The following is a 24,398-nucleotide window of genomic DNA, read 5'->3' as shown; positions in this document are numbered from 1 at the left end:
CCCCCGCCTGCCGGAGGGGGGGCGGGGGCGGAAAGGCCCGGGCCAAGGGCTTTACCCTCCTGGAACTGATGTTGGTGATTGCCCTGATCGGCATCCTCTCTGTGGCTTTCCTGGTGCGGCTGCGAGACGTTCAGGAGGCGGCGGAGCGGGCGGCGGTTTCCTCTGCCCTGGATTCCCTGCAAGCCGGTCTGTGGGCCGCGGCGGCTACCCGCATGGTGGGGGAGGGGGAGGGCGGTGTGGTGCGCCTGGCTGGGGAAAATCCTTTTCTTCATCTCCAGGCGCGGATACCTGGTTATAGCGGTGCCTGGCTGGGCCCGGGAACGGGGGCGCCGGGAAGTTGGTTTTTTGATGTTAAAAATTTAAAAATCGTCTATTTACCCCGATTTCACGACAACTTTTTCATGGACGGGGACAAAAGGAATGTCGTAGAGTTCCAAATAGTTCTATATGATTCGGGGGGCTCGGCTAGACGGGGCTTCAACGGCATCGGCATTGCGGGGGATTGCGCCTGCGCTTGGTTAAAGCGGGTGCATCGCAGCTGACAGAATCGAGCGCACGGTAATAAAAAGGGAGTGACAGCATGAAACGGAACAAGCAACAGGGTTTTACCCTGATCGAACTGGTGGTGGTCATCATCATCCTGGGGATTCTGGCGGCGGTGGCCTTGCCCCGCTTCGTGAACCTGCAAGAACAGGCCCGCTACGCCAAGCTGCAAGGCGCTGTTGCTGCGGTGCGGGCAGCTTCCAGCCTTTATCACGCTACCTGCCTGACCCAGGCGGGCACCAGCACCGGAACGGCCTGCCCGGCGGATAGTGGTACCGCCATCTCTATCAATATGGAAGGGACCAGCGTCACCGGTATCGCCCAGTATCCCACCGCCGATTCCGCCGGGATTCTGGCGGCTGCCGGCGTGGCGGGCGGTAATTCCGTGGGCACCGGGGTGGATTACGTGATTTCTGGCGGTGGTACTGCTGCCGGGAACACCCTGACTATTGCCGTGCCTGGGGCCACGGGTTCCACCTGCCAATTCACCTATCAAGCCGCCACCGTGGCGAGCAATGTGGTGGTGGCTCCCGTGGTGACTCTGCCGAGCACCACGTCGCCTTGTATCTAATTCGTGTTTTTGAATTTTTGGTTTTGTTTTAGGAGAAAAAGATGAAATACAAAGAAGCGGGCTTCACCCTGATCGAATTGATCGTGGTGATTGTGATTCTGGGGATTTTGGCCGCCACGGCCCTGCCCAAGTTCATTGACTTCGGCAAGGATGCCCGGGTGGCGGTGGTCAAGGGCGCCCAAGGGGCCCTGCAAGGCGCCAATAACATGGTGTACGGCAAGGCGGCTTTGGCGGGTGCTACGGCTTCCACCACGGCTACGGCTGTGGCTATTGATGCGGCTACTTCTGTCAGCACCTCTTACGGCTATGCCACCAGCCTGACCGAACTGGTCAAGGCTGCCCAGCTGGATACCACCAGCACAGGGAATTTTGTGGTGAGCACCAATACCCTGTCCTACGGTACGGGGGGTACGGCCCAAGCCAATTGCAATATCAGCTATACGGCGCCTACTGCTGCTGGCACCCAACCCACCTACACCATTACGTCTTCCGGTTGCTAGGGCGTTTCCGAACCAACAAAAAGCGGCCCTTGGGGCCGTTTTTTGTTGGCTGGATTGGATTTGAATTTCCCTGAAAGGGAGCGGGTTTCTGCCCATGTTTGGCGCTCATTCTTCATCCCTCAAAGTTTCCCTGGGCTGGGCCGTGTTGCTGTCCCTGCCTCTAGTCTGGCTGGGTTGGCTGATCTACGCCCAGTGCGGGGGAATGTTCTATACCCTGGATGATCCCTACATCCATCTGGCCCTGGCGAAACAACTGAACCTGGGCCATTACGGCCTGAATCCGGGGGAAGTGGATGCGCCGTCTTCCAGCATCCTGTGGCCCTTTCTGTTGGCCCCCTGGGCCCGGCTGCCCCATTTCGACTGGCTGCCCTTGGTTATCAACACCCTGGCCTGCGGCGGTACCGCCCTCCTGCTCTTTCGCTATTTCTCCCGCTTCTGGAAGTGGTGGTGGAGTGCCATCCTAAGCTTGGCCCTGCTTTATCTCCTGAATATCTACGGACTGGTTTTTACCGGCCTGGAACATTCCCTCCAGGTCTTTCTGGTGGTGTGGCTGGTGACGTTGTGGGACCGGGATCAGCCTCCACCGCTCTTTTACTGGCTGGCCGTACTGCTGCCCCTGGTGCGCTACGAGGATGGGGCCATTACCCTGCCCCTCCTGGCCTATGCCTTCTGGCGGGGGCAGCGTAAGGCGTCCCTGGTTTCCCTGGGCGCTTCCGTCGCCTTGCTGGGGGCTTTTTCCCTCTTTTTGTTGGCCCTGGGTCTGGACTATCTGCCCGCTTCCATCATGGTGAAGTCCGTCCTGGGCCAGGGCCATCCCCTGGGCGGCATGGGCCTCAATGCTCTGGCCAATCTTTTTGCCCTGTGGCCCTACTGGGTCCTGTTGCTGGGAGCCACGATATTTCTTCTGGTGCGGCGCCGGGCGGAGGAGGTCTTTTTCCTCCTGCTTGGTCCTGCCTTGCTGTATCTGGCCGGCGGGCGCTATGGCTGGTTTGGCCGCTATGAGGTCTTTTTCCTGATGTACGGTTTCCTCATGGTGGGGCGGTTCCTGGAACAGGAGCGGCTTCCCAAGGGTCAGGCCGTCTGGGCGGTCCTGATGGTGATGGTGCTGCTCTGGTTTTTTCCCGTGCTGCGCATCTGCACCATGCTGACCCCCGCTGCCGCCCGCAATATCCACGACCAGCAATACCAGATGAGCCTGCTGAACCGGGATTTTCTGAAGTCCCCGGTAGCGGTGAACGACCTTGGATGGATGGCCTATAACTCGGGACAATATGTGCTGGATCTGTGGGGCCTAGGCTCCCGGGAGGCCCTCAATTACCGCCGCACGGCCCGGGATGGGGCCTGGATGGGCCAGCTCATGGCGGCCCACGGGGTGCGCTACGCCTTCATTTACGATAACTGGTTTCCCCGGCGGCCTTCCTCCTGGATCAAGGTGGGGGTCTTGCTCCTGCCCCCGCCCCGGATTACCCCGGCTTCCAGCGTGGTTTCCCTTTATGGGGTGGATGGGGCCAGTGCCGCCGCCTTGCGGGCAGCCATTATCCGCTTCCAGGCGTCCGGAGAACCGGGGAGCGCCCTGGTGCGCCTGGTCCCCGGGGCCGGTGCCCCCGCTTTTTGAAACTGCCTGTTGCCATGTCTTCCATTCTCGAAAATCCCTTTGTGGCCCGGCACCGGGTGTTGCTGGGCCTGGCCCTGTGCCTGTTCATGGTGTTGTTTTCCTACTGGGGCGTCTGGGATTACGGCTACGTCTGGGATGACTACACCTTCTTCCTCAAAGGGGACACCTTCCGTAGCTTCCGTCACTTCTGGCCGACCCTGGGGGCGCCCCTGGTGCTCTCGGCGGACTATTACCGGCCCCTGGCGCTGGCCTCCTTTTTCCCCGAGGGGGTCTGGGGGGGGCTAAACCCGGCCATTCCCCACGTCACCAATCTGGTCTTGCATCTGGCCAGTACGGCCCTGCTTTTCGACTTTATCCGGCGTAGCGGCGCTTCCCTTCTGGGGGCCATTTTGGGCGCCCTGTTTTTCGGTCTCCACCCGGCCCTGGTGGAGGCGGTGGCCTGGATTTCCGGCCGCTTCGACTTGATGGCCACCTTTTTTCTGCTGCTCGGCCTCTGGGCCTGGCGGCTGACCCGGGGGCGCTGGACGTCCGTCGTGGTGCTCTGCCTGGGCTTTTTCCTGGCGGCTTTCTGCAAGGAATCCGTGGCGCCCTTCCCCCTGCTCATGGTGGGGTTGGTGTTTCTCGACCAGCGTCGGGGTGGCCTGTCCCTGAAGGCTGCCCTGGGGCGGAGTTTGTTGCCCCAATGGCGCCTCTGGCTTGGACTCCTGGTCACCGGTCTGGCCTACCTGGCCATTCGCTACGGGGTGCTGGGCTATCTGCTCCATCCGGTGCGTCAGATTCCCCAGGGGGCCGGTACGCCCTGGCAGCATGCCCTGCTGGTGGGTAAATCCCTCATGGCCTATTGCCGCACCATGGTGTTTCCCTTCGCCTCCGTCTCCCCGGTGCATAGCACCCTGCTGCCCATTGCTGCCCATGACCGCTGGGCCCTGGGGGCCCTGATCGGTGCTCTGGTGCTGCCCTGGGTGCTGCTGGGGGGCGTGGCCCGGAACGGCCCCTGGGGGCGGATCGCCGGCTACTCCCTGCTGGCCCTGGTGGCGGTGGTGCCCGTCATTAACCTCCGCCCCATGACCATTGCGGACAGCTTCTATCAGGATCGTTTCCTCATGCTGCCCGCTGTCTTTTTTGCCCTGGCGGTGGCGGCCTGGGTCGATGGCCCCGTGGCTGCCGGGGCGGAGACCCGGCGTCAGGCCTTTACCTACGCCAAACTGTTGGTGGCGGGCCTGTGGCTCATGGGAGCGGCCTACACGGTGAGCGTTACGGCCCCCCTGTGGCAGCGGGATTTGACCCTGTGGACCTGGGCCCAGTTGGATAACCCGGATTCGGGCTATGTGGCCATTAACCGGGCCATGGGCTTTCTTCAGCTGGCCAAGGGCAAGGAAGGGGAAGCTAGCTTGGCGGAGTTTGCCCAGCAACATCCGGGTAATTTCCCCGTATTGGCGAAAATGATTGCCATGGAGTTGGGGCGCAATGACCTGAACGCCGCCGCCCACAGTTGTGATCAGGTGCTGGCCTTGGGGGGAAAAGCGGCCATACCGGCACCCCTCAAGGGCACCTGTCTGAATCTTCAGGGCATTAACCTGGGGCTGGCGGGTAAGGGGGCCGCGGCGGAAGCCAAGCTGCGGGCCGCCCTGCAAGTGCTGCCCGGGGAGCCGGTTACCCGGCGCCTGCTGGGTAATACCCTGCTGGCCCGGGGGAAGACGGAAGAAGCTTGCCGCTATTTAGCCCTAGCTGCCCGGGGGACCAGGACCCCGGCGGAAAAGGAGAAGAAATCCGGGGCGGAAGAGGCGCTGGCGGCTTTGACAAAGGCCCTGGCTAAGGCGGAAGGGCAGAAAGCCCCGGATTTGAAGGTCTGCCAGCCCTAGGGAACGGAATGGGGCCGGAGTGGTTCCGTTATACTTCCTCCCAGGGGAAGGCTAAAAAGGGAGTGCGCGCAGTGCTTGCTTGCATCGTCGGGAAAGGGAGCCGTCGCCGTACCGCTGGCACCGGGAGGCGGGCCGGGATTGGGCCGGGCCCCGTTCCCAGCCGGGGATTTACCCTGGTGGAGCTGATTACCACCATTGTCATCGTGGGCATCCTGGCGGCGGTGATCGGCCCCAAGCTGAGTATGCTTTCCGTGGAAGACCGGGGCTATTACGACCGGGTCCGCTCCACCCTCCAGTTCGCCCACCAGCTGGCCATTTCTTCCCGTCGTTGTGTCTGCGTTCAGTTGTTGCAGGACAGTAGTTTGGCCGTACTACAGGACGGCAACAATCTACCTTTTGATACCGGGGGCAGCTGCTCCGCCTGTGGCGACAAAGGGGTGGGGGTGGCCCTGCCCGTGGCGGATAGTCATTGTGCGGCCAACGTTACCAATCAGGTTTGCCCCGGCGCCGGGGTGACCCTCACCGGGCCTGCTAGCCTCCAGTTTGACCCCCTGGGCCGTCCGGCCGACGAAAAAGGAAACTTGGTGGACCCCCAAATTTATAAGATCAATAGGGGCGGCACCTGGAGCGTCACCGTGGAAGGGGAGAGTGGCTATGTCCATGGCTCCGTCCAATAGTTTTCGCCCCAGTTGGGTGGGGGCGGCCCAGGCCCGGGGCATGACCCTGATTGAGCTGCTGGTCTTTATTGTGGTGGTGAGCGTGGGTCTGCTGGGCATACTCTCCGTCATCAATTACGTGACCCGCAGCAATACGGACCCCCTGGTGCAGAAGCAGTGCCTGGCCATTGCGGAAGCCTTGCTGGAAGAGGTGGAAATGCAGCCTTTCACCTACTGCGACCCGGCGGACGCTCAAGCGGCCACGGCTACATCCGCCACCAAGGGCGGTACCGGATGTAGCTCCATGGTCCAGGGCCTGGGCCCGGCCAATGGGGAACAGCGGGGGAGTAGCACCAATCCCTTCAACAACGTGCCGGACTATGCCACCGCCAACGGCGGCGTTTATACCCTGGCCAGCCCCATCCCGGACCTGACTGGCATTGGGGCGAGCCCGGCCGGGTATTCCGCTTCCATCCAGCTAATCCCGGAAGCCCTGGGGCCTGGGGGCGCCCAGATTGGATCCGCCGCTCCCGCCTCTGCCAACGATGCTTCCACCATGAACGTACTGCGTATCCGGGTAACGGTTACCAACGGGGCGGCCAGTGTCACCCTGGAAGGCTACCGGGCCCGCTACGCTCCCACGACCTTGCCATGAATACCCCTCTCCAACCGATCCTCCGCCAGGGGGGCTTCACCCTCGTCGAAGCCATTGTGTCCATGGTGGTTATGGGCATTCTGGTGGCTATTGTCGCCACCGTCATGCGCTTGCCCTTCGTCACCTATATGGATTCCTCCCGCCGGGCGGATATGACCGATGTGGCGGATACCGCGCTGCGCCGTTTATCCCGGGACGTGCACTTGGCCCTGCCCAATTCCCTGCGGGTTACCCAGGCAGGGGGCGTGAATACCATTGAGTTCATTATGACCAGCGGGGGCGGCCGTTACCGGGATATGGGGGATGGACAGGCAGGCAACCCCCTGGATTTCACCAATACCGCTGCCACCTCCTTCGATGTGGTGGGGCCCATGCCCCAGGGCATGGCAGTGGGGGATTCCATCGTGGTCTTCAACATCGGGGACAACCCGGGCAATGCCTATGCAGGCACCAATCGGGCGGCCATCAGCAAGATTGCCGGTAATACGGTGACCCTCAGCGCCAATCCCTTTGCCGCCCAAAGCCCCCCCCTGCCATCCCCCAATAGCCGCTTTCAGGTGGTCCCCGCCAGCCAGCAGGCGGTGGCCTATACCTGTCCGGCTGCCATCTCCAATGGGGCCTGCCCTCAGAGTAATGGGGGCAAGTTGATGCGCTACTGGAAATATGGATTCAGCGGCCAGACCGGAGCGGGCAGCTCGGCCATGGTCGCGGACCATATCACCTGTTCGGTGAATTACACCAACAACCCGGGGGCCACCCGTTCCGGCCTGTTGAGTATCACCCTGAATGTCTCTTCCGCTGCGGGGCAGGGGGGCGGTGACTGCGTTAGCCTGTTCCGGGAAATCCACGTGGATAACACCCCATGAGTACGCCAAGGAAAGTGTTGCTACAGAAGCGCTCGGCGGGTTTTGCCATCGCCACCGCCCTGTTTATTCTTGTGGTCTTAGCCGCCATTGCGGCGGCCATGGTCAATCTCTTTTCCGGAGAAAACGCCCGGCTGGGGATGGAAGCCCAGGGGAGCCAGGCCTATCAGGCGGCCAGAGCCGGGATTGAATGGGGGCTTTATCGGCAATCCATCAACGGCTCCTGTGTGGCTACCCCCCAGTCTTTTTCCCCGGCGGCGCCGACCTTATCCGGATTTACGGTGTCTGTGACCTGTACGGCGGCCGTTTCCAATCCCGTGGTCTATTCCATTGTAGCCGTGGCCTGTAATCAACCGACTAACGGGGCTTGTCCCAATACCACTAATCCGGGTGCTGGCTATATCGAGCGAAGAATTGAGGTGACGCTATGAATTATTTACTGAAATGGCGGTTCATACAATTTTTTGAACGTAGGTCGGTAGCCGTTTTGCTGCTGTTGGTAACTTTTTTTGTTTCTCCGTTAGCCTGTGCTACGGATTACTATTTTTCTGCTAATTGGTGGAACTGGTGGCTGACCAGCAATCTACCGAATTGCAATAATGGTACCTGGACATATGGCAATTCGCAGTTCACCTGCTCAGGAAGTATTGAATTAAAAAATGGAGATACTATTTCTGCGTCAACTTCCATTGCCCTTGTGATTTCTTCTGGAACCTTGGTTCTGGATGGAAATAATACTATCGGGGACCCCACCGATAGCGTTGATATTTCCGTCTCAAATAATTCCATGGCGGCCAATCAGCCTAATTCGGGTAGTTCCAGCATTATTTATGGCGATGTGACTGCAAAGGGTAATGGCCTTACCTTAACAAACACCAGTGTAACGGGCGCTGTGACCGATAGTAGCGGTAAAGTGTCTATTACCGGTGGTACTATTTCTGGTGCTGTAAGTGGTAACGGTGTTTTTGCTAGTGGCGCTACTTTAAATAGCGGAGCCAATGGCAATAGTAGTGGCGTAACCTTGACCGGGAGTACGGTTACCGGGAATGTGACGGCGAGTGCGGGAACCATTAGTATTGCCAATACGACTATTCCGTCAGGAAGTGTCGCGGGCGGAAATGGTGTCGCTATTTCGGTTGGGGGGAGCACTATTGGTACATCTACTAACTCTGTAAGTATTTCGACCAATAATACGGTTAATTTGAGTACCAATACTACAGTCTATGGAAATGTTACCGCTGGTGCCTGGTCCAGCGCTTTGACTATTGATAAATCCAGTTCGGTTGTGGGAGTGTGCTCCTCCGACCTGAATTCCTTGACAGACCCGGGGGATGCCTCCCGTAGTTATGACCGCTGTTCCGCACCAACGGGACAGTGCCCCACGCCTGCCTTCGTCCCAGCAGGAGTCACCTGCTATTGCGATAGCTTCAACGGAACTAGTCTTAGTTCTGCTATATTGAATTCAGCTTGGACGGTAAGTTCTTCCGGGAGTAATGCCTATACTCCAAATTTCATCAATAATCGCTTGCGTTTGACCAGTGCGGCTACAAAAGAGTCGACCTCCGCAACTTTGGGTGCGGTTTTCCCTGCTGCGGGTAATTACATTTCCGTAGAGTTTCGCCAATATGCTTATGGTGGCAATGGGGCCGACGGGCTGGCGATGGTACTGTCCGATTCCTACGTTACGCCTAACCCCGGTGCCTTTGGGGGGTCTCTTGGGTATGCCCAAAAGACCGGAATAAATGGTTTTGCTGGGGGATGGTTAGGGGTGGGGTTTGATGAATTTGGTAATTATTCTAACAATAGTGAAGGCAGAACTGGTGGCCCCGGGTCTTTCCCGGGGGTGGTGGCGGCTAGAGGCTCATTTTATAATGACTACTTGCATGGGTATCCATTCTTAGGTAAATCAAACTCGGTTCCTATCAATAATTCTGTGGGCACTTATTATCAGATTGTCGTCGATGCAAGAAATTATACCGCAGCGAATCAATCGGCTAACGTTCAGATAAATACTACTGGATGTACAACGGATTTTTGCCCAACGGCTTATTCGTCCTTGTGGAATGTGGGTAATATTTATTCGCTTAAACCAACTACACCTATTAATGCGGTGCCTGACTTTTGGAAATTGTCGTTCACTGGGTCGACTGGGGATAATTACAACTATCATGAGCTGAGTGGGTTGCGTATTTGCGCACTAAAGATATATCCGGTTAACGGCTCGGCGGCTGGGGCTTTTAATGCAATAGATAGCTATTATTGGACTAGCACCAATGGTAATGTGGGTAATATGGATGCTATTTCTGGCCATATTTTCACGAAGCTAGTAAATCAGCCATTCAAGCTAGTGATTGCTGCTTTAAACGTGTCAGGGGGGGTTGCTACGAGCATTCTTTCCGGATATGTCACCAGTGTGCCGAAGACGGTTCAGGTACAGTTGTTTGATGACAGTAACTCATCAACCGCTTGTAAAGGCGCTCCGATTGGAGGGCCTCAGACTATAACTATTCCAGCAGGTTCCCATGATGGGCAGAATGGATATTGGCTTACCTCCGATATAACGTTAAATAGTGCGTATAAAATAGTCCATGTGCAGGTTACTCAAACATCTCCCTCTAAGGTAGGTCCGGCTTGCTCTACTGATGCATTTTCTGTCCGTCCGGCCTATTTGAGCTTTTCTGCGACGGGCCCCACCAGTGGCGGTGGAACGGTTGCTACGGCTTCGGTGGTTAAGGCTGGGGCGGATTTTTCCGTGAGCATCCAAGCTTATGATAATAACTCAGCCATCGTATCCAGCTATTCCGGTACGCCTGGTTTGGATAGCTCAAATATATTTGATGGGGCATCTTTTAATGCCAGTACAGGTGTTTCTTCTATTTCCCCCGCTCCTTTGACTTGTGCCATCGATGCTGCGGTAAGCGGTACGGCCAGCGGGAAGTGTAATTATGGGGAAGTTGGTTATTTTATTCTTAACCCCTACGCGATAGTTGACACTACTTTTACCGCTGTAGACCAGGGAAATGGTATTCAGGATTGCTATACCGATAAGACTAGCGGGGCGGCCTATCTGAATCAGGCTGATAATAATGATAATGATAAAGTAGGTTGTTATATTGCTACTTCGCAAAAGTCGTTGTGGGGTAGGTTCGTGCCGGACCATTTTGATGTTGACACAGTGACCTTAGATAATCGAAGTGAAACGACCTGCAACTCCAGAAATGGGGACGGCTTTACTTATATGGGGGAGCCGATTCAGGTGGCATTTATTCTTACCGCGAGGAATTCGGCAAACGCTCCCACGGTGAATTACGACACCAGCAAATTGGATAGCAATTCCACTTCCTGGGCTCGTCTTGACGGTACGGTGGCTGCTAACTGGATTTCTTCTACTGGGGCTAGCAGCGTTTCCGCCTCCAATTTAAACCTTTGGGGCATTGATTTGGGGGGGCAAAAAACCACTTTTCCCGCTGGGCGTATCCAGGTAAATAGCGCGTCCGTAGGAAGTTGTGCCCTTCCTTCTGGGAGCTTTTCTGCTGGGAAGGGGAAATTTTCTGCTTGTGTCCAGCTCGCTCGTGCCGCGTCTCCCGACGGCCCATACGACAACTTTACTTTAGGGGTGGTGCCCAAAGATGCGGATCAGGTGACATTGGACCCCAAGGCCTTGAATCTCAGCGCGGATGGGGATAGCACCAATGACCGGGTGGCCTCCACCGCTACCAAGGAGCGTTTCGGAGTCCTGCGCCTGCTCAGCGCCTACGGTTCTGAACTGTTGGGCCTGAACCTGCCCATGCAGGCGCTTTATTACACCAATACAGGTTTTCAACTAAATGGTCTGGATAATTGCACAACGGTAGCCACGAACAACGTGGCGGCCACGACCCTGGGTGCCAGTGCTTTGTCTTCTTCCCTGTCCAAGTTACAGCTTAGCGGGGGGCAGGGCTATTTGGCCTTCTCCGCCCCCTCTTCTGGCGGTACGCCGGTCTCGGGAAGTATGGATGTGGCCCTGGACTTGGGCAATGTGGGGGATACCTTCAATACCTGCGTGTCGTCCTTACAAGGTTCCACAACGGTGACCCCGGCCAGCATGCCCTGGTTGCGCGGTTTTTGGGGGCCGGCGACCTCTTGTCGCAATGCTGCCGCCTATTACCAAGATCCTAATGCTCGCTTGCGTTTCGGGTCTTCCAAAGCCCCCTATATCTATATGCGGGAACGCTACTAAAGAGAAATAATTCCTGAGTGTTATTAGGGGGCTATGCTATCCTTCTCCCATAAAACATGAAGAAAACCCTATGGGACTTCCGTTTATAGGTAAAAAACCGGGCGGTACGGCAGGGTGGCAGGCGGTCAATGTCTATCCAGGGAGGATAGATGTGGTTCGGGTGCGTCAAATCACCGATAACCTGCCCCAAGTGGAGACCTTTGCCAGTTTCGAGCGGGGCGATGTGCTGGCCCAGGATTTGTTGCGTCTGGGCAAAGCCCTGGGGGGCGCTTACCGCTGTACTACCCTGTTGTTGCCTGGGGATTATCAGTTGGTCCAGACCGAGGCCCCCGCCGGAGTGGCGGTGGATGAAGTGAAAGAGGCGGTCCGCTGGCAGATCAAGGACGCTTTGGGATTTCCCGTGGAAGATGCTTCCCTGGACGTGTTTACCGTTCCCGGTGCCCCTGGACGCCCCGGTCAGCTCTATGCGGTGGCCGCCAATAACAGTGCCTTGCGTCCACTCATGTTGGCGTTTGCCGAAGCCAAGCTGGATTTGGCCGTGGTGGATATTCCGGAAATGGCCCAGCGTAACCTGGCCATCCTGTGTGAAAAGCCGGGACGGGGTGTAGCGTTTTTCAGCCTCAGCGATGAGGGGGGCTTGCTGACCTTCTCCGGGGGCGGCGACCTTTACGCCTCCCGACGCATTGAAGTTTCCCTGGCCAGTCTGCGTCAGGCGGATGGGGAGCGCCGGGCCCAGCTCTATGAACGGGTAGTGCTGGAAATCCAGCGCACCCTGGATACCTTTGATCGCCAATTCGGCCACCTGCCCATTGATCGCCTGTACCTGGGCCCCTTGCCTGGAGCGGAAGAACTGCAAAAGGAACTGGCGGAAAGCGTTTACGTGCCGGTGGAAAACTTTGCCCTCTCCAATGTGATGGATTTGTCCCTGCAACCGGATTTGCTGCGCCCTGAAGTCCAGGCTTCTGCCCTGTTGGCTATAGGGGCCGCCTTGAGGCCGTTTTCGTCATGAGCCAACAGGTAAATCTCTGCAATCGGGCCCTGCTGCCGGTCAAGGATTGGCTAACTGCCCGCAATACCCTAGTGGCGGCGGTTGCCCTGGCCGTAGTGCTTTTCGCCTGGATGGGCATCCAGACCTATCGCCTGCATCGTGAAACCGCCCGGGCCCAGACAACCGCCGCCGAGTTGGCGAAGCAGCGGGCGATTCTGGATACCCTCTCCAAGCAGGTGGATGATGCCCGTAAGAACCCGGTCTTGATCCAGGCCCGGGACGCGCTTCAGGGGCGGGTGGATGACCGGAAGCAAATCCTGGATAACCTGGCGAAAGGCTCCCCGGAAGAGGGTAAGGGCTTTTCCGACTATTTCCGCGGTTTGGCCAAGCGCACCGTGTCCGGCCTGTGGCTGACCGGCTTTACCGTGGGGGCAGGTGGTACGGGGATCGAGATTCGGGGCCGGATGACGGACCAGTCCGTACTGGCCGAATACATCCGGCACCTGGAACAGGAAGAAGTTTTCAAGAACATTCAGTTTTCCGCCCTGGAAGTGAATACGCCGGAGGATGCCGACGGCAAGAAGGAGGGCGGCGATAGTGGGGCCGGGACGGCGAAGGCCGGTACTCCGGCCAATTACCTGGAATTTGTATTGAAGCCCGTGGCCGCAGTGCCCCCGGTTGGCGATTCCAAAGGTGGTGCGGTGAGCGCCCCGGCGGCATCCACGTCCGTGGGAGGTAAGTCGTGACCCTGGATTGGAAAGCCCTGGTCGAAAAATTTGAGGCCCGTAGCCGACGGGAACGGGCCCTGCTGGCTGGCGTGGTGCTGGTCTGCCTGTTTTCCCTGATGGATGGGCTGGCCCTGACTCCCCTGAGCCGAAAGGTTAACGCCCAAACCAGTGGGGCGGATCAAAGCCAGGCGGACTTGCAGACGACCCAGCAACAGATCAAGAACCTTTCCCTGGAAGCGGCTTCCCTGACCCAGACCCATAAGCAGGAGATGGCGCGTCTGCAAAAGGAACTGGACGACGCGGACGCCAAGCTCCATGAGTACGATGCCACCCTGGTGCGGCCGGAAGCCATGGATGCCCTGCTGGAGCATCTCCTCAGCCACCGCAAGGGAATTCGCCTGCAATCCCTGCAAACCCTGGCGCCGGAGCCGGTGCTGCAACGGCCCAAGAAGGCGGATGACGGCAAAGCCCCGAATGGGGGCTCCCCGGCCCCAGCCTTGGTCGCCAAGGGGGAAGATTCGGGCAATATTTACCGGCACGGGGTGGAGTTGAAACTGGTGGGCTCCTACGCCGATCTCTTGGGCTATCTGTCCGAGCTGGAGCAGGCACCGGAGCGATTATTGTGGGATCAGGCAAGCTTCAAAGTGGATGCCTATCCCAAAACCGTACTGACCTTGCGGGTCTATACCCTGAGTCTGGACAAGGTGTGGTTGAAGCTATGAAACAAGAATTTTGGCAAGCTGCCGTACTGCTGGGCTTTCTGGGCGCTTTCTGGACCGGAGCCGCTTTCGCGGAGGACGGTCTGGCGGACCCCACCCGGCCTCCCGCTAGCGTGGCGAGCGGGGAAAGCGCCCCGGAAGGGGAAGGGGCGGCGCCGGTGTTGCAATCCATTTTGTATCGCCATGGCCGCAAGTCCGTGGCGGTGATCAACGGCATGACCGTAATGCAGGGCGATAAGGTGGGGGACGCCACCCTGGTGCGGGTTACCCAGAACCGGGTCGTGTTGCGCGGGCCGGGGGGGCTTCAGGTGCTCTATCTGACGCCCGATGTGGCGAAACAAACGGTCAAGTCTCCGCTGATTCGGCAGGACAGCAAGAAAAATAGGGGCGGTGCATGATGAAGAGCGCATATCTGGCAATTGGTCTGGCGTGGGTGCTGGCGGCTTGCAGCAATATTGGCGGGCGCCCGGGGGCCACCTACGATCAGATTCAGTCCGAGATGAAGGGGGCCATTGCCAGCGCGGGCAAGAAGGATTCCGTGGATGCGGTGAGCCAGGCCCTGCTGCCTCCCATCCAGGTGGATATGCCGGCCCCCAGCAAGCATGAATCCCGCTTTGACCTTTCCGTCAGCAACGCCCCTGCGCCCCAGGTGTTCATGGCCCTGGTGTCCGGCACCCGTTACAGCATGCTGGTGCCGCCGGAAGTGGAAGGCTCCATTTCCATTAGCCTGAAAAATGTCACCCTGAAAGAAGCCCTGGATTCCCTGCGGGATTTGTACGGCTACGATTATCGGGTGAAGGGTACCCGTATCACGGTCATGCCCAACACCCTGCAAACCCGGGTGTTCAAGGTGAATTACTTGTCCGGGCGGCGTCGGGGGACCAGCGACGTGCGGGTCACCTCCAGCTCCATCAGCGTGGTGGCTCCGGGGAGCACCTCCGGGAGCGGTACCAGTACGGGCAGCAATACGGGCACCCAGACCACCAACGACCCCAACAGCCCGGCGGGCACCCGGGCCCAGGACGCAGCCCGGGTCTTTACCACCCAGGACGCGGATTTCTGGCCGGATCTGAAGACCTCCCTGGAGGCCATTGTGGGCAACGAAAACGGTCGCAGCGTGGTGCTCAACGCTATGTCCGGGGTTATCGTGGTGAAGGCCTTCCCCACGGAAATGCGGGAGGTGGAAAAGTATCTGAAAGCTACCCAGCTGGTGATCGAACGCCAGGTGATGCTGGAAGCCAAAATCCTGGACGTTCGCCTGAACGACTCCTATCAGGCCGGGGTAAATTGGAGCTCCTTCAAAATGGGCAACAGCCCTAATGTGGCCATCGGTGTGGCGGGCAACAACGCAGCCCTGGGGCCAGCAGGCACCACCATTGGGGCTACCACCGCCAATGGTACGGTGGCCGTGGCCCAGGGCGCTTTGGCGACCACCGGTACCAATACCTTGGGGGGCGGCTTCTCGGGTTTAGCCCTACAAACCCGGAATTTTGCCGCCCTGCTTAATTTCCTGGATACCCAGGGGACCGTTCATGTGTTGTCCAATCCCCGCATCGCTACCATCAACAATCAAAAGGCAGTGCTGAAGGTGGGTACGGATAATTACTACGTGACTAACGTGAGCAGCACTACCACCGCTTCTGGCAGCGGGACGGTGACCACTCCGTCCATTACCCTGCAGCCTTTTTTCTCCGGTATTTCCCTGGATGTGACGCCCCAGATCGACGACGATTCCATGATTACCCTGCACATCCATCCCTCCATTGCGGTGGTGACCCAGGATAACCGCACCATCAATTTGGGCTCCATGGGCAATTACCAGCTACCCATGGCCAGTAGCGATGTGAGCGAGACGGACAGTATCGTTCGGGTGCGGGATGGCAATATTGTGGCCATCGGCGGCTTGATGAAGCAGGATCAGGATGACACGCGAAGTGGCTTGCCCGGTGTGTCCACCGTTCCCGTGGTGGGCAATCTGTTCGGTCAGCGCTCCAAGAATTTGAGCAAGCGGGAACTGGTGATCCTCATCAAGCCCACCGTGATCCAGGACGATGAAGACTGGAAGGGGGATCTGGAAGCCACGGAAAGCCGGCTGGAGGATTTGAATCCCCCCCGTAGCCAGCCTTGAGGTGACCGGGTGTACCTGAAGTATTTCGGTCTCCGGGAACTGCCCTTCGGCCTGACGCCGGATACCAGCTTTGCCTTTCGCGCTGCCACCCACCAGGAAGCGCTGAATACCTTGGCCTTTGCCCTGAACAGCGGGGAAGGTTTCATCAAGATTACCGGGGAGGTGGGCACGGGGAAAACCCTGCTCTGCCGCCGCCTGCTTCAGGCTATGGGGGATCGGTATCAGGTGGCCTACCTGCCCAATCCGGATCTGGAACCCCGGACCCTGCTTCTGGCGGTGGGGGAGGAGCTGGAGGCGGATCTGGACCCGGATGCGGACCAGTATCACCTGCTCAAGGCCCTCAACCAGCGCCTGCTGGATATTGCCAAGTCGGGTAAGGCGGCCGTGGTGTGCATCGATGAAGCCCAGGCCATGCCCGAGGCCAGTCTGGAATCCCTCCGTCTCCTGTCCAATCTGGAAACCCAGAAGCGCAAGCTGCTCCAATGGGTCATGTTCGGCCAGCCCGAATTGGATGAAAAACTGGCCCAGGAAGGCCTGCGTCAGCTGCGTCAGCGCATTGCCTTCCATTACCGCATTCAGCCCCTGGGCCGGACGGAGGTGGCCGCCTATGTGGCCCACCGTCTTAAAGTGGCCGGGCTGCTGGGCCAGAATCCCTTTTCTCCTGCGGCCCTCAAAGCCCTGGCCCAGGCCAGCGGCGGCATTCCCCGCCTGGTCAATATCCTGGGCCACAAGACCCTCATGTCCGTATTCGGAGAAGGCCGTCATCAGGCCCTGCGCCGCCATGTGCGGGATGCGGCCCGGGATACGGAAGGGGCCCGTTCCATCGGCCGCTGGTGGTAGGGAATCATGAGCCTGATTAATCAGATGCTGAAAGACCTGGACGCCCGCCACGCTTCCTCCGAGGAGCGGGGTGGTTTGCCCCCCGGGGTGCGCCCTTTGCCGGATCTGCCTCCCCCGTCTTCCGGCGGTATGTCCGGGGCCCTGTGGGGGGCCTTGGGGGGCGCCCTGGTATTGGTTGCCGGCGTCGCCGCCTGGGCGTTCTGGGCCGGGCCCCTGTCCGGGCCCGCCGGTAAGGCCCCGGTGGGGAGTGCCCCCACCCCGCCTGTGGCGGCCTCTGCCACTCCCCCCGTTCCGGCCCCGGCGGCCGTATCCACCGCCATGCTTGAGGCCGACCCCATCCTGAAGTGGGACGATACCCTTTCCCCGCCGCCCGCCGCTCCGGTCCGGTCGGCGGAGGAGGTTCCCGCCAAGCCTTCCGTGGCTACCAACGCGCCCCGGGCCGCCGGTGTGGGGGACAAGGCCCCGGCCTCTAGTAAAAACGAAACTCCCCCGGTCCCCGCCGCCAAGAGCGGCCCCATGCCTTTGCCTGCTGGAGAAAAGCCTAAAGGGGTGGCCCTGGGGGATGGGGCTCCCCGGGGCAAGATAGAAAAAAGTCTGCCGGGGGGGAGCGCCCAGGAACACAGCGACCAGGAATATCGCCGGGCCGCCGGGCTGGTTGGCCAGGGGCGAGGCAGTGAGGCGGCCAATGTGCTGCGGGCGGTGTTAAAGGAAAACCCGGGCCACGGCCCTTCCCGGCAGCTGTTGCTTAAGCTGCTGGTGGATCAGCGGGCCTTTGGGGAGGCGATAGCCTTATTGGAAGAGGGCTTGAAGCAGAATCCGGAACGTCTTTCCTGGGGCCTAGCCCTGGCTCGGCTGCAAATGGAAAAAGGGGATGGGGACGGTGCCTGGCGCACCTTGCAACGCATGAGTTCCCAGGGGGCGGCCAGTGTGGAATACCACGCCTTGACCGCCGCGGTTCTCCAGCGCCTGGGGCGCCACCATGAGGCGGCGGACCAGTATCGGGCCGCCCTTTCCATTGCCCCCAATGAGGGCCGTTGGTGGCTCGGTCTGGCCATGGCCCTGGAAGCAGAGGGTAACGGGGCAGAGGCCAAAAAGGCTTTTGCCACGGCCAAGGCCATGGGCTTGCCCGGGGATCTGGCCAACTATGCGGAACAGCACAGCCGCTGAATTTCCACCTAATGGTGGGGCAGGGTGCGGCAGGCCACGGCCACATGGACCGTGGCGGCCCCGTGGATTTTCAGAATCCGGGCCAGTTCATTGAGGGTGGCCCCGGTGGTGAGTACGTCATCCACCACCAGTAAGTGTCGGCCCGTCAAATCCTGGTGGCAAAGAAAGGCATTGCGGATATTCTTGGCCCGCTGCCGGTGGGGAAGCGCGGCCTGGGGCCGGGTGTCCACGGCCCGCACACAAACCTGCCGTAGCAGGGGGAGGCCCAGGCGCCTCGCCAGGGGTCTGGCGATTTCCATGCTTTGATTGAAGCCTCGCTGACTCAGCCGGTCCGGATGGAGGGGGACGGCCAGTATCCCGTCCCAGTGGGGCCCTTCCAGGCGCTGGGCCAGCCGCCGTGCCACGTAGCCGCCCACGGCCAGTTGGTGACCGTATTTCAGGGCCTGGATGAGCCGGTCGGCAGGGAAGTCGTAAGGCCACAGGGCGGTAACGCCATCGAAAGCTGGGGGCTGGCGGCGGCAATGGAGGCAAATCTGGGCACCGGGGGAGGGCAGGCCGCAAGCCGGGCAAAGATCGCTCCCTAAACCCGGTAGATCCACCTCGCAGCCTGGGCAGATCAGGGGCTGGGCCGTGGCATTGCCGCACAGCAGGCAGGTGCCGGGGAGCAGCAATTGGGTCAGGTCCTCACCCAAGTCCCTAAGCCTATGAGATATCTGAGCTAAAATTGACATTTAGCCTCCCATATCCGATTATTCATAATTACCGTCCATACTGAGTAGTATGGAAGCCAGTAGGGTTTTTCGTAAGGATTCTGCCATGAATGCTGTTGTCACTCCCGCCTCTGTGTCCCCATCTGCCCCCTCTCCCCAGCCGGCCAAGGCTTGGACGGTAGAGGAAGTGCTGGCCCTGTATGAATTGCCCTTCATGGACCTGATCTACCGGGCCCAGCAGGTGCATCGGCAGCATTTCGACGCCAACGCCATCCAACGTTCTACCCTGCTGTCCGTGAAGACCGGTGGTTGTTCCGAGGACTGCGGCTACTGTTCCCAGTCTGCTCGCCACGATACGGGCCTGGAACGGGAAAAGCTGATGAGCGTGGATGAAGTGGTGGCGGCAGCCAAGGTAGCCAAGGCCAACGGCTCTTCCCGCTTCTGTATGGGGGCCGCCTGGCGTAGCCCCAAGGACAAAGACCTGGATCAGGTGGCGGAAATGATCAGCGCCGTGAAGGCCCTGGGTCTGGAAACCTGCGTTACCCTGGGGATGTTGAAGGAAGAACAGGCCTCCCGCCTCAAGGAAGCCGGCCTGGATTACTACAACCACAATCTGGATACGGACAAGGATTTTTACGGCCAGGTCATCCGCAGCCATACCCAGGAAGACCGTTTGGACACTCTGCACCACGTGCGGGACGCGGGTATCCACATTTGCTCCGGCGGCATCATTGGCATGGGGGAAAGCCGGCGTAATCGGGCGGCTCTGATTTCCCAACTGGCCAACCTGGACCCGGCCCCCGAATCCGTGCCCATCAACAATCTGGTGCCCATTGCGGGGACCCCCATGGAAAACGCCAAGCCGGTGGACGGCATTGAATTTGTGCGTACCATCGCCGCCGCTCGGATCACCATGCCTGCTTCCTACGTGCGGCTTTCCGCCGGTCGGGCCCAGATGTCGGAAGAGCAGCAGGCCCTTTGCTTCCTGGCCGGTGCCAATTCCATTTTTTACGGGGAAGCCCTGCTGACCACCCCTAACGGGGAGTTCGGCCAGGACGACGCCCTCTTTGCCAAACTGGGCCTGAAAGCGGTTTGAGTTCCTCGGAGCTTTCCCTTGGGGCGCCTCCGGCTAGCAGCCGGGCCCTGGTGCGCCGCCGCTTTGACCGGGCGGCGGCGGCCGGGGAATTCTCCAGCTTCCTGGATCAGGAAGTGCAGCAGCGCATGGGGGAAAGGCTGGAGTATTTGCGTCTGGAGCCCCAGCGCATTCTGGACCTGGGCTGCGGCGCCGGGGCCTTCCTACCCCACCTCAAAGCTCGTTTTCCCCAGGCCTCCCTCCTGATGGGCCTGGATGGGGCGCCCGCTATGGTGGCGGCAGCCCGTCCCCATTGCCGGGCCCCGTCCTACCTGCGGCGGCTGCTGGGCCGCCAATCCACTCCTTCTACCGTCCTGGTGAGCGGCCGGGCTGAGACTCTGCCCCTGGCTTCCGACCAGATAGATTTCGTCTGGTCCAATCAAATGCTCCACTGGCTGGACGATCCCCGGGCTGCCCTGGCAGAAATGCACCGGGTGCTGGCGGTGGATGGCCTGCTCATGTTCTCCACCCTGGGACCGGATACTCTGAAGGAGTTACGTTCCGTGTTTCCCGATGGGGACGTGCATACCCAGAGTTTCCTGGATATGCACGATTGGGGAGACATGCTGGTGACCGCCGGATTTGCCGATCCTGTCATGGACATGGAAATGCTGACCCTCACCTATGGGGATTTCGCTACCCTGATTCGGGAGTGCCGTTTTGGTGGCAACGCCTGCGCCGCCCCGGGCCATCGCCAGGGATTGGGCGGGCGCCAATGGTGGGCCCAGGTCGCCGCGGGCTATGAGGCCTTGCGTCGGGAGGGGCGACTGCCCGCCACCGTGGAAATCCTCTTTGGTCACGCCTGGAAGGGCGTCCCCAAGCAGACCGCCGATGGCCGGGCCATCATCCGCTTTCAACCTCAAGGCAAATAAACGGGGGCGTTGCTCCCCCAGAAGCGCCTGGTTTTGCCTGGGGCAGTGGTATTTAGCCTCGGGCAGTGCGCGAATAGCTGGGTGGAAAAGCGGCAATAAAAAAGGCGGTCATTGACCGCCTTTTTTGGGGGAAGCGTAAAGCTCAGCGCAGGCCGGCAGCGTAATCGGCCAGGGCGGCGATGTCCTTGTCGCTCAGTTTGGCGGCAATGGTCTGCATCATCTTGCTCGGGTCGTTGGCCCGGTCCCCGTTACGGAAGGCCTTCAACTGGGCCGTGGTGTAGTCCGGATGTTGACCGGCCAGACGGGGGAACATGGCGGGCAGACCGGTACCGGCGGGGCCGTGGCAACCGGCACAGGCGGGGATACCCCGGTTCACGTCACCACCGCGCCACAGCTTTTGGCCTTCCGCCACCAGCTTGGGATCCTTGGCTACGTCCGGATGGAGTTTTTGTTGGGAGAAGTAGGCGGCCAGATTGCGCATGTCGTCATCGGACAGGGCGGCTACCATGCCGTTCATGGTGGCGTTGTTACGCACCGGGGGCTTACCGTCCGCACCGGCCTTGAAGTTGGTCAGTTGCTTGTAGATGTAGTCAGGGATTTGACCGGCCAGATTGGGGTTCACGGGAACCGGGCTGTTGCCATCGGCGCCGTGGCAGGCAACACAGACGCTGGCGGCAATGGGCTGCCCCTTGGCGGGGTCGGCTTTGGGTTTGACCGGGTCAGCGGCGGAGGCGGTGAAACTGGCGGCGAGCAGGAGCGCCAGTGCCGTGGTACGAATCATGTCCAACTCCTTCTAAGGATTCAAAAATCTTGAGCCTGATCAGGCCACCGGGCCGGCCTGCGAGCTTGGGAAACCAGGGGCTAGGGAAATTAACCTAGCAAATCCTGTTATTCTATAACACTTTGAACCTCGTGAGCGAGGCAGGAAAGGGAGGGAGCCGCGCCATGGCGTTGTTTCAGAAAGCGCAATTTTTCACCACGGTGGCCCAATTACGGGATGTGCCGGGTGACGCCACCGGCGAGGTGGCCTTTGCCGGACGCTCCAATGCGGGCAAGTCTTCGGCTATCAATACCCTGGCCAATCAGACCCGGCTGGCCTTTGTCTCCAAGACCCCGGGGCGGACCCAGAACCTCAATTATTTCACCCTGGCCGAAGGCAAATATCTGGTGGACTTGCCCGGCTATGGTTACGCCAAGGCCCCGGAAGAAATCCGCAGCCAGTGGGAAAACCTCCTCGGCCCCTATCTGCAAGAGCGGGCGCCCCTAGTGGGCCTGGTGCTCATTATGGATAGCCGCCATCCCCTTACCGACCTGGACCAGCATTTGATTGACTGGTTTGGCGCCACTGGCAAGCCCATCCATATTCTCCTGTCCAAGGCGGATAAGCTGACCCGGCAGGAGCAGACCCTGGCCCTGCGTCAGGTCCGCCAGGCCTTGGCGTCCCTGGGGGAACGGTGTACGGTGCAGCTTTTTTCCAGCCTGAAAAAGCTGGGGGTGGAGGAGGCGGAAGCCCTGATCGCCCAGTGGCTGGGCATGGAGATCCCCGAGGCGAAACCCGCCCCGGCGCCCCGGCCGATTCGTTCGGCCCGGAGCGCTGCCGGCGCCAAACGCAATTCCCGCCATGCGCCTGGTGGCAAACGGGCGGTGGTACAGAGGGGACAAATAAAAAAGCCCCCGGCAAAGGGGTAACCGGGGGCAAAATGCCTTAAGGTGATTAAGGCACCCGCTCAGGGAGGTAAAGCGGGAGACGGTGTAAACCATCTTGTGGTGAGATGGGGAGCCGGGGGAAAAGTTCCCGGACGGAGCTAATAATTTTTCGCCCTTGAGTTTTGCTCTTGGGGGCACCCGTCCGTTTTTCCATAAAAGGAATCGTGATTCATGAAATATCTGGACAAACTTGGAGCCTATCCCGGAGTGCGGATGCGCCGCATGCGCCGGGACGATTTTTCTCGCCGTTTGATGCGGGAATCCGTATTGACCGCGGATGATCTGATTTACCCGGTCTTTGTGCTGGACGGCCAGAATCGGGTGGAGGCAGTGCCTTCCATGCCCGGTATTCAGCGGGAAAGCATTGATCAGCTGTTGAAGACGGCGGAACGGGCGGTGCAGCTGGGCGTCCCGGCCCTGGCCCTGTTCCCCGTGATTGACGGGGCGGGTAAGAGCCTTAACGCGGAAGAAGCCTACAACCCGGAAGGTCTGGTGCCCCGCACGGTGCGGGCCTTGAAAAAGGAATTCCCGGAGCTAGGGGTGATTACGGACGGGGCCCTGGACCCCTACACCACCCACGGTCAGGACGGTCTCATTGATGACAGCGGCTATGTGCTTAATGACGAAACCGTGGAAGTGCTGATCAAGCAATCCCTCACCAATGCGGAAGCCGGGGTGGATGTGATTGCCCCCTCAGACATGATGGACGGGCGTATCGGCGCCATCCGCGCCGCGTTGGATGAAAAGCAGTTCATCTACACCCGTATCCTGGCCTACTCAGCCAAGTACGCCTCCTGTTTCTACGGTCCCTTCCGGGACGCGGTGGGCTCGGCGGCCAATCTGGGCAAGGCCAACAAGTACACCTACCAGATGGACCCGGGCAATTCGGACGAAGCCCTGCGGGAAGTGGCCTTGGACCTTCAGGAAGGGGCGGATATGGTCATGGTCAAGCCGGGTATGCCCTATCTGGACGTGGTGCGCCGGGTGAAGGACGAGTTCGGTGTGCCCACCTACGCCTATCAGGTGAGCGGGGAATACGCCATGCTCCGGGCTGCCATCCAGAACGGCTGGCTGGCGGAAAAGGCGGCCATCATGGAATCCCTGCTCTGCTTCAAGCGCGCCGGGGCGGACGGCATCCTCACCTATTTTGCCCTGGATGCGGCGGAGTGGCTGAAACAGGCCTGAGGGGCGTTGTTTCCAAAAAAAGGGGCTGGGGCCCCTTTTTTTTATGGCTGTAGCGGCTGGGGACGGAAGCGGGCGTAGTGCCGGGGCAGGGCCAGGACGGAAGGCAGGCGCAAATCCACCCAGGGCGGGCGGCGGGTGCTGCGGCTGATCCAGACCGTCTTCATGCCCAGGCGCTTGGCCGTGGCCAAGTTGGCCAGACTGTCTTCCACCATGACGCAGCGTTCCGGCCGCAAGCCTTCGGCCTGGAGCAGGTAGCGGAAGCCCCGGGTGTCGGGCTTGGGATGGAAACGCACCCGTTCCACGGAATAGACGGCGGCGAACTGTTCCCGCAGGCCGGTGAGGCTGAGCACGGCCTGGGAATACTGCCAGGGGCCGTTGGAAAACAGCAGCTTGCGCCCGGGCAGATGCTGGAGCATGGCTTTGAGGCCCCGCTCCAGCACCAGCATGGACTTCAGGTCCGGGAACTGGTGGGTATGGTGGAGAAAATCCTCCGGGGCGATGTGGTGATGCCGCATCAGCCCCAGCAGGGTGGCGCCGTAGCGTTGCCAGTAGTGCTGGCGTAGCTGGGAAGCGGCGCTTTCCGACAGGTTCAGCCGCTCCACCATAAACGCCGTCATGGCCCGGTTGATATGGGGAAAAATGTGGGCGCTGGCGTTGTGCAGGGTATCGTCCAGATCGAAGATCCAGACCGGAGCAGCGTGGGGAGCGGACATGGGGAATGGCCCGGCCGCATGGTGC

24 protein-coding genes are annotated in these 24,398 nt (G+C 59.9%); 21 read left to right on the top strand and 3 right to left on the bottom strand.

The window, feature by feature from the left end:
* Positions 1-68: 68 nt before the first annotated feature.
* The 17 genes from Azoinq_RS04775 (at position 69) to Azoinq_RS04695 (ending at position 18,054) form a co-directional block, all read left to right on the top strand.
* A complete protein-coding gene (locus tag Azoinq_RS04775; protein WP_216131708.1) occupies positions 69-542 on the top strand; it encodes a type II secretion system protein in 474 nt (157 codons plus the stop codon).
* Between the two features lie 38 nt (positions 543-580).
* The gene (locus Azoinq_RS15060) at positions 581-1,114 is read left to right on the top strand and encodes a type II secretion system protein (RefSeq protein ID WP_216131711.1); all 534 of its coding nucleotides are present in this window, start codon (positions 581-583) and stop codon (positions 1,112-1,114) included.
* Positions 1,115-1,155: 41 nt separating this feature from the next.
* Positions 1,156-1,614, top strand: coding sequence for a type II secretion system protein (locus Azoinq_RS15055; RefSeq protein ID WP_216131714.1), 459 nt, complete (start codon positions 1,156-1,158; stop codon positions 1,612-1,614).
* 94 nt (positions 1,615-1,708) lie between these two features.
* Complete coding sequence (locus Azoinq_RS04760) at positions 1,709-3,229, top strand: hypothetical protein (protein WP_216131717.1); 1,521 nt, start codon at positions 1,709-1,711, stop codon at positions 3,227-3,229.
* 14 nt (positions 3,230-3,243) lie between these two features.
* Positions 3,244-5,091, top strand: a complete 1,848-nt coding sequence (locus Azoinq_RS04755) for a hypothetical protein (RefSeq protein ID WP_216131720.1) — start codon at positions 3,244-3,246, stop codon at positions 5,089-5,091.
* Positions 5,092-5,267: 176 nt separating this feature from the next.
* Positions 5,268-5,768: a pilus assembly FimT family protein gene (locus Azoinq_RS04750; protein ID WP_216131724.1), complete on the top strand. Its 501-nt coding sequence runs from the start codon at positions 5,268-5,270 to the stop codon at positions 5,766-5,768.
* A complete protein-coding gene (locus Azoinq_RS04745; RefSeq protein WP_216131727.1) occupies positions 5,752-6,402 on the top strand; it encodes a type IV pilus modification PilV family protein in 651 nt (216 codons plus the stop codon). The genes Azoinq_RS04750 and Azoinq_RS04745 overlap by 17 nt, the downstream gene beginning before the upstream one ends.
* Positions 6,399-7,268 carry a type II secretion system protein gene (locus Azoinq_RS04740; RefSeq protein ID WP_216131730.1) on the top strand — a complete coding sequence of 290 codons (870 nt, stop codon included), beginning with the start codon at positions 6,399-6,401 and terminating at the stop codon, positions 7,266-7,268. Before Azoinq_RS04745 ends, Azoinq_RS04740 begins: the two co-directional genes overlap by 4 nt.
* On the top strand, positions 7,265-7,696 hold the full coding sequence (locus Azoinq_RS04735; RefSeq protein ID WP_216131733.1) for a hypothetical protein: 432 nt from the start codon (positions 7,265-7,267) through the stop codon (positions 7,694-7,696). The genes Azoinq_RS04740 and Azoinq_RS04735 overlap by 4 nt, the downstream gene beginning before the upstream one ends.
* Positions 7,693-11,484 (top strand): DUF6701 domain-containing protein, encoded by a 3,792-nt coding sequence (locus Azoinq_RS04730; protein WP_216131736.1) that lies wholly within the window; start codon positions 7,693-7,695, stop codon positions 11,482-11,484. Before Azoinq_RS04735 ends, Azoinq_RS04730 begins: the two co-directional genes overlap by 4 nt.
* A 160-nt stretch (positions 11,485-11,644) precedes the next feature.
* The gene (pilM, locus tag Azoinq_RS04725) at positions 11,645-12,493 is read left to right on the top strand and encodes a type IV pilus biogenesis protein PilM (protein WP_216178448.1); all 849 of its coding nucleotides are present in this window, start codon (positions 11,645-11,647) and stop codon (positions 12,491-12,493) included.
* Entirely contained in the window at positions 12,490-13,218 is a 729-nt protein-coding gene (locus Azoinq_RS04720; RefSeq protein WP_216131742.1) for a PilN domain-containing protein, read from the top strand. Before pilM ends, Azoinq_RS04720 begins: the two co-directional genes overlap by 4 nt.
* Positions 13,215-13,922, top strand: a complete 708-nt coding sequence (gene gspM, locus Azoinq_RS04715) for a type II secretion system protein GspM (RefSeq protein WP_216131745.1) — start codon at positions 13,215-13,217, stop codon at positions 13,920-13,922. The genes Azoinq_RS04720 and gspM overlap by 4 nt, the downstream gene beginning before the upstream one ends.
* Positions 13,919-14,317: a general secretion pathway protein GspB gene (locus Azoinq_RS04710; RefSeq protein WP_216131748.1), complete on the top strand. Its 399-nt coding sequence runs from the start codon at positions 13,919-13,921 to the stop codon at positions 14,315-14,317. The genes gspM and Azoinq_RS04710 overlap by 4 nt, the downstream gene beginning before the upstream one ends.
* A complete protein-coding gene (gene mshL, locus Azoinq_RS04705; protein ID WP_232368560.1) occupies positions 14,314-16,047 on the top strand; it encodes a pilus (MSHA type) biogenesis protein MshL in 1,734 nt (577 codons plus the stop codon). The genes Azoinq_RS04710 and mshL overlap by 4 nt, the downstream gene beginning before the upstream one ends.
* A 9-nt stretch (positions 16,048-16,056) precedes the next feature.
* Positions 16,057-16,887 carry an ExeA family protein gene (locus Azoinq_RS04700; protein WP_216131751.1) on the top strand — a complete coding sequence of 277 codons (831 nt, stop codon included), beginning with the start codon at positions 16,057-16,059 and terminating at the stop codon, positions 16,885-16,887.
* Positions 16,888-16,893: 6 nt separating this feature from the next.
* The gene (locus Azoinq_RS04695; protein WP_216131754.1) at positions 16,894-18,054 is read left to right on the top strand and encodes a tetratricopeptide repeat protein; all 1,161 of its coding nucleotides are present in this window, start codon (positions 16,894-16,896) and stop codon (positions 18,052-18,054) included.
* 8 nt (positions 18,055-18,062) lie between these two features.
* Here the strand turns inward: Azoinq_RS04695 and Azoinq_RS04690 are convergent, their stop codons facing one another.
* A complete protein-coding gene (locus tag Azoinq_RS04690; protein ID WP_216131757.1) occupies positions 18,063-18,746 on the bottom strand; it encodes a ComF family protein in 684 nt (227 codons plus the stop codon).
* 124 nt (positions 18,747-18,870) lie between these two features.
* Here Azoinq_RS04690 and bioB point away from each other — a divergent pair, with 124 nt between their 5' ends.
* Positions 18,871-19,860 (top strand): biotin synthase BioB, encoded by a 990-nt coding sequence (bioB, locus tag Azoinq_RS04685; RefSeq protein ID WP_216131760.1) that lies wholly within the window; start codon positions 18,871-18,873, stop codon positions 19,858-19,860.
* Positions 19,857-20,768, top strand: a complete 912-nt coding sequence (locus Azoinq_RS04680) for a methyltransferase domain-containing protein (RefSeq protein WP_232368559.1) — start codon at positions 19,857-19,859, stop codon at positions 20,766-20,768. The genes bioB and Azoinq_RS04680 overlap by 4 nt, the downstream gene beginning before the upstream one ends.
* A gap of 142 nt (positions 20,769-20,910) precedes the next feature.
* Here the strand turns inward: Azoinq_RS04680 and Azoinq_RS04675 are convergent, their stop codons facing one another.
* Entirely contained in the window at positions 20,911-21,549 is a 639-nt protein-coding gene (locus Azoinq_RS04675; protein WP_216131763.1) for a c-type cytochrome, read from the bottom strand.
* A 164-nt stretch (positions 21,550-21,713) separates the two neighbouring features.
* Here Azoinq_RS04675 and yihA point away from each other — a divergent pair, with 164 nt between their 5' ends.
* Together yihA and hemB are read left to right on the top strand one after the other, a co-directional pair.
* A complete protein-coding gene (gene yihA, locus Azoinq_RS04670; RefSeq protein ID WP_216131766.1) occupies positions 21,714-22,457 on the top strand; it encodes a ribosome biogenesis GTP-binding protein YihA/YsxC in 744 nt (247 codons plus the stop codon).
* Between the two features lie 189 nt (positions 22,458-22,646).
* Positions 22,647-23,660: a porphobilinogen synthase gene (gene hemB, locus Azoinq_RS04665; RefSeq protein WP_408627101.1), complete on the top strand. Its 1,014-nt coding sequence runs from the start codon at positions 22,647-22,649 to the stop codon at positions 23,658-23,660.
* A gap of 41 nt (positions 23,661-23,701) precedes the next feature.
* Here hemB and Azoinq_RS04660 read toward each other — a convergent pair whose 3' ends face one another.
* Positions 23,702-24,373 (bottom strand): pyrimidine 5'-nucleotidase, encoded by a 672-nt coding sequence (locus tag Azoinq_RS04660; RefSeq protein ID WP_216131769.1) that lies wholly within the window; start codon positions 24,371-24,373, stop codon positions 23,702-23,704.
* Positions 24,374-24,398: the final 25 nt, after the last annotated feature.

The sequence above is a fragment of the Azospira inquinata genome (assembly GCF_018905915.1).
Taxonomy (GTDB): Bacteria; Pseudomonadota; Gammaproteobacteria; order Burkholderiales; family Rhodocyclaceae; genus Azospira; species Azospira inquinata.
The sequence above is the reverse complement of the archived record's forward strand: the minus strand, read 5'-3'. Positions and strand labels throughout refer to the sequence as shown.

Bases quoted from the DNA above. Each gene is read 5' to 3' on its own strand.
- Azoinq_RS04760 (WP_216131717.1), top strand. From the start codon at position 1,709: ATGTTTGGCGCTCATTCTTCATCCCTCAAAGTTTCCCTGGGCTGGGCC.
- Azoinq_RS04775 (WP_216131708.1), top strand. From the start codon at position 69: ATGTTGGTGATTGCCCTGATCGGCATCCTCTCTGTGGCTTTCCTGGTG.
- Azoinq_RS04755 (WP_216131720.1), top strand. From the start codon at position 3,244: ATGTCTTCCATTCTCGAAAATCCCTTTGTGGCCCGGCACCGGGTGTTG.
- mshL (WP_232368560.1), top strand. From the start codon at position 14,314: ATGATGAAGAGCGCATATCTGGCAATTGGTCTGGCGTGGGTGCTGGCG.
- Azoinq_RS04710 (WP_216131748.1), top strand. From the start codon at position 13,919: ATGAAACAAGAATTTTGGCAAGCTGCCGTACTGCTGGGCTTTCTGGGC.
- Azoinq_RS04730 (WP_216131736.1), top strand. From the start codon at position 7,693: ATGAATTATTTACTGAAATGGCGGTTCATACAATTTTTTGAACGTAGG.
- Azoinq_RS04735 (WP_216131733.1), top strand. From the start codon at position 7,265: ATGAGTACGCCAAGGAAAGTGTTGCTACAGAAGCGCTCGGCGGGTTTT.
- Azoinq_RS04740 (WP_216131730.1), top strand. From the start codon at position 6,399: ATGAATACCCCTCTCCAACCGATCCTCCGCCAGGGGGGCTTCACCCTC.
- Azoinq_RS04675 (WP_216131763.1), bottom strand. From the start codon at position 21,549: ATGATTCGTACCACGGCACTGGCGCTCCTGCTCGCCGCCAGTTTCACC.
- Azoinq_RS04720 (WP_216131742.1), top strand. From the start codon at position 12,490: ATGAGCCAACAGGTAAATCTCTGCAATCGGGCCCTGCTGCCGGTCAAG.
- Azoinq_RS04745 (WP_216131727.1), top strand. From the start codon at position 5,752: ATGGCTCCGTCCAATAGTTTTCGCCCCAGTTGGGTGGGGGCGGCCCAG.
- hemB (WP_408627101.1), top strand. From the start codon at position 22,647: ATGAAATATCTGGACAAACTTGGAGCCTATCCCGGAGTGCGGATGCGC.
- yihA (WP_216131766.1), top strand. From the start codon at position 21,714: ATGGCGTTGTTTCAGAAAGCGCAATTTTTCACCACGGTGGCCCAATTA.
- Azoinq_RS15055 (WP_216131714.1), top strand. From the start codon at position 1,156: ATGAAATACAAAGAAGCGGGCTTCACCCTGATCGAATTGATCGTGGTG.
- Azoinq_RS04660 (WP_216131769.1), bottom strand. From the start codon at position 24,373: ATGTCCGCTCCCCACGCTGCTCCGGTCTGGATCTTCGATCTGGACGAT.
- Azoinq_RS15060 (WP_216131711.1), top strand. From the start codon at position 581: ATGAAACGGAACAAGCAACAGGGTTTTACCCTGATCGAACTGGTGGTG.
- bioB (WP_216131760.1), top strand. From the start codon at position 18,871: ATGAATGCTGTTGTCACTCCCGCCTCTGTGTCCCCATCTGCCCCCTCT.
- Azoinq_RS04695 (WP_216131754.1), top strand. From the start codon at position 16,894: ATGAGCCTGATTAATCAGATGCTGAAAGACCTGGACGCCCGCCACGCT.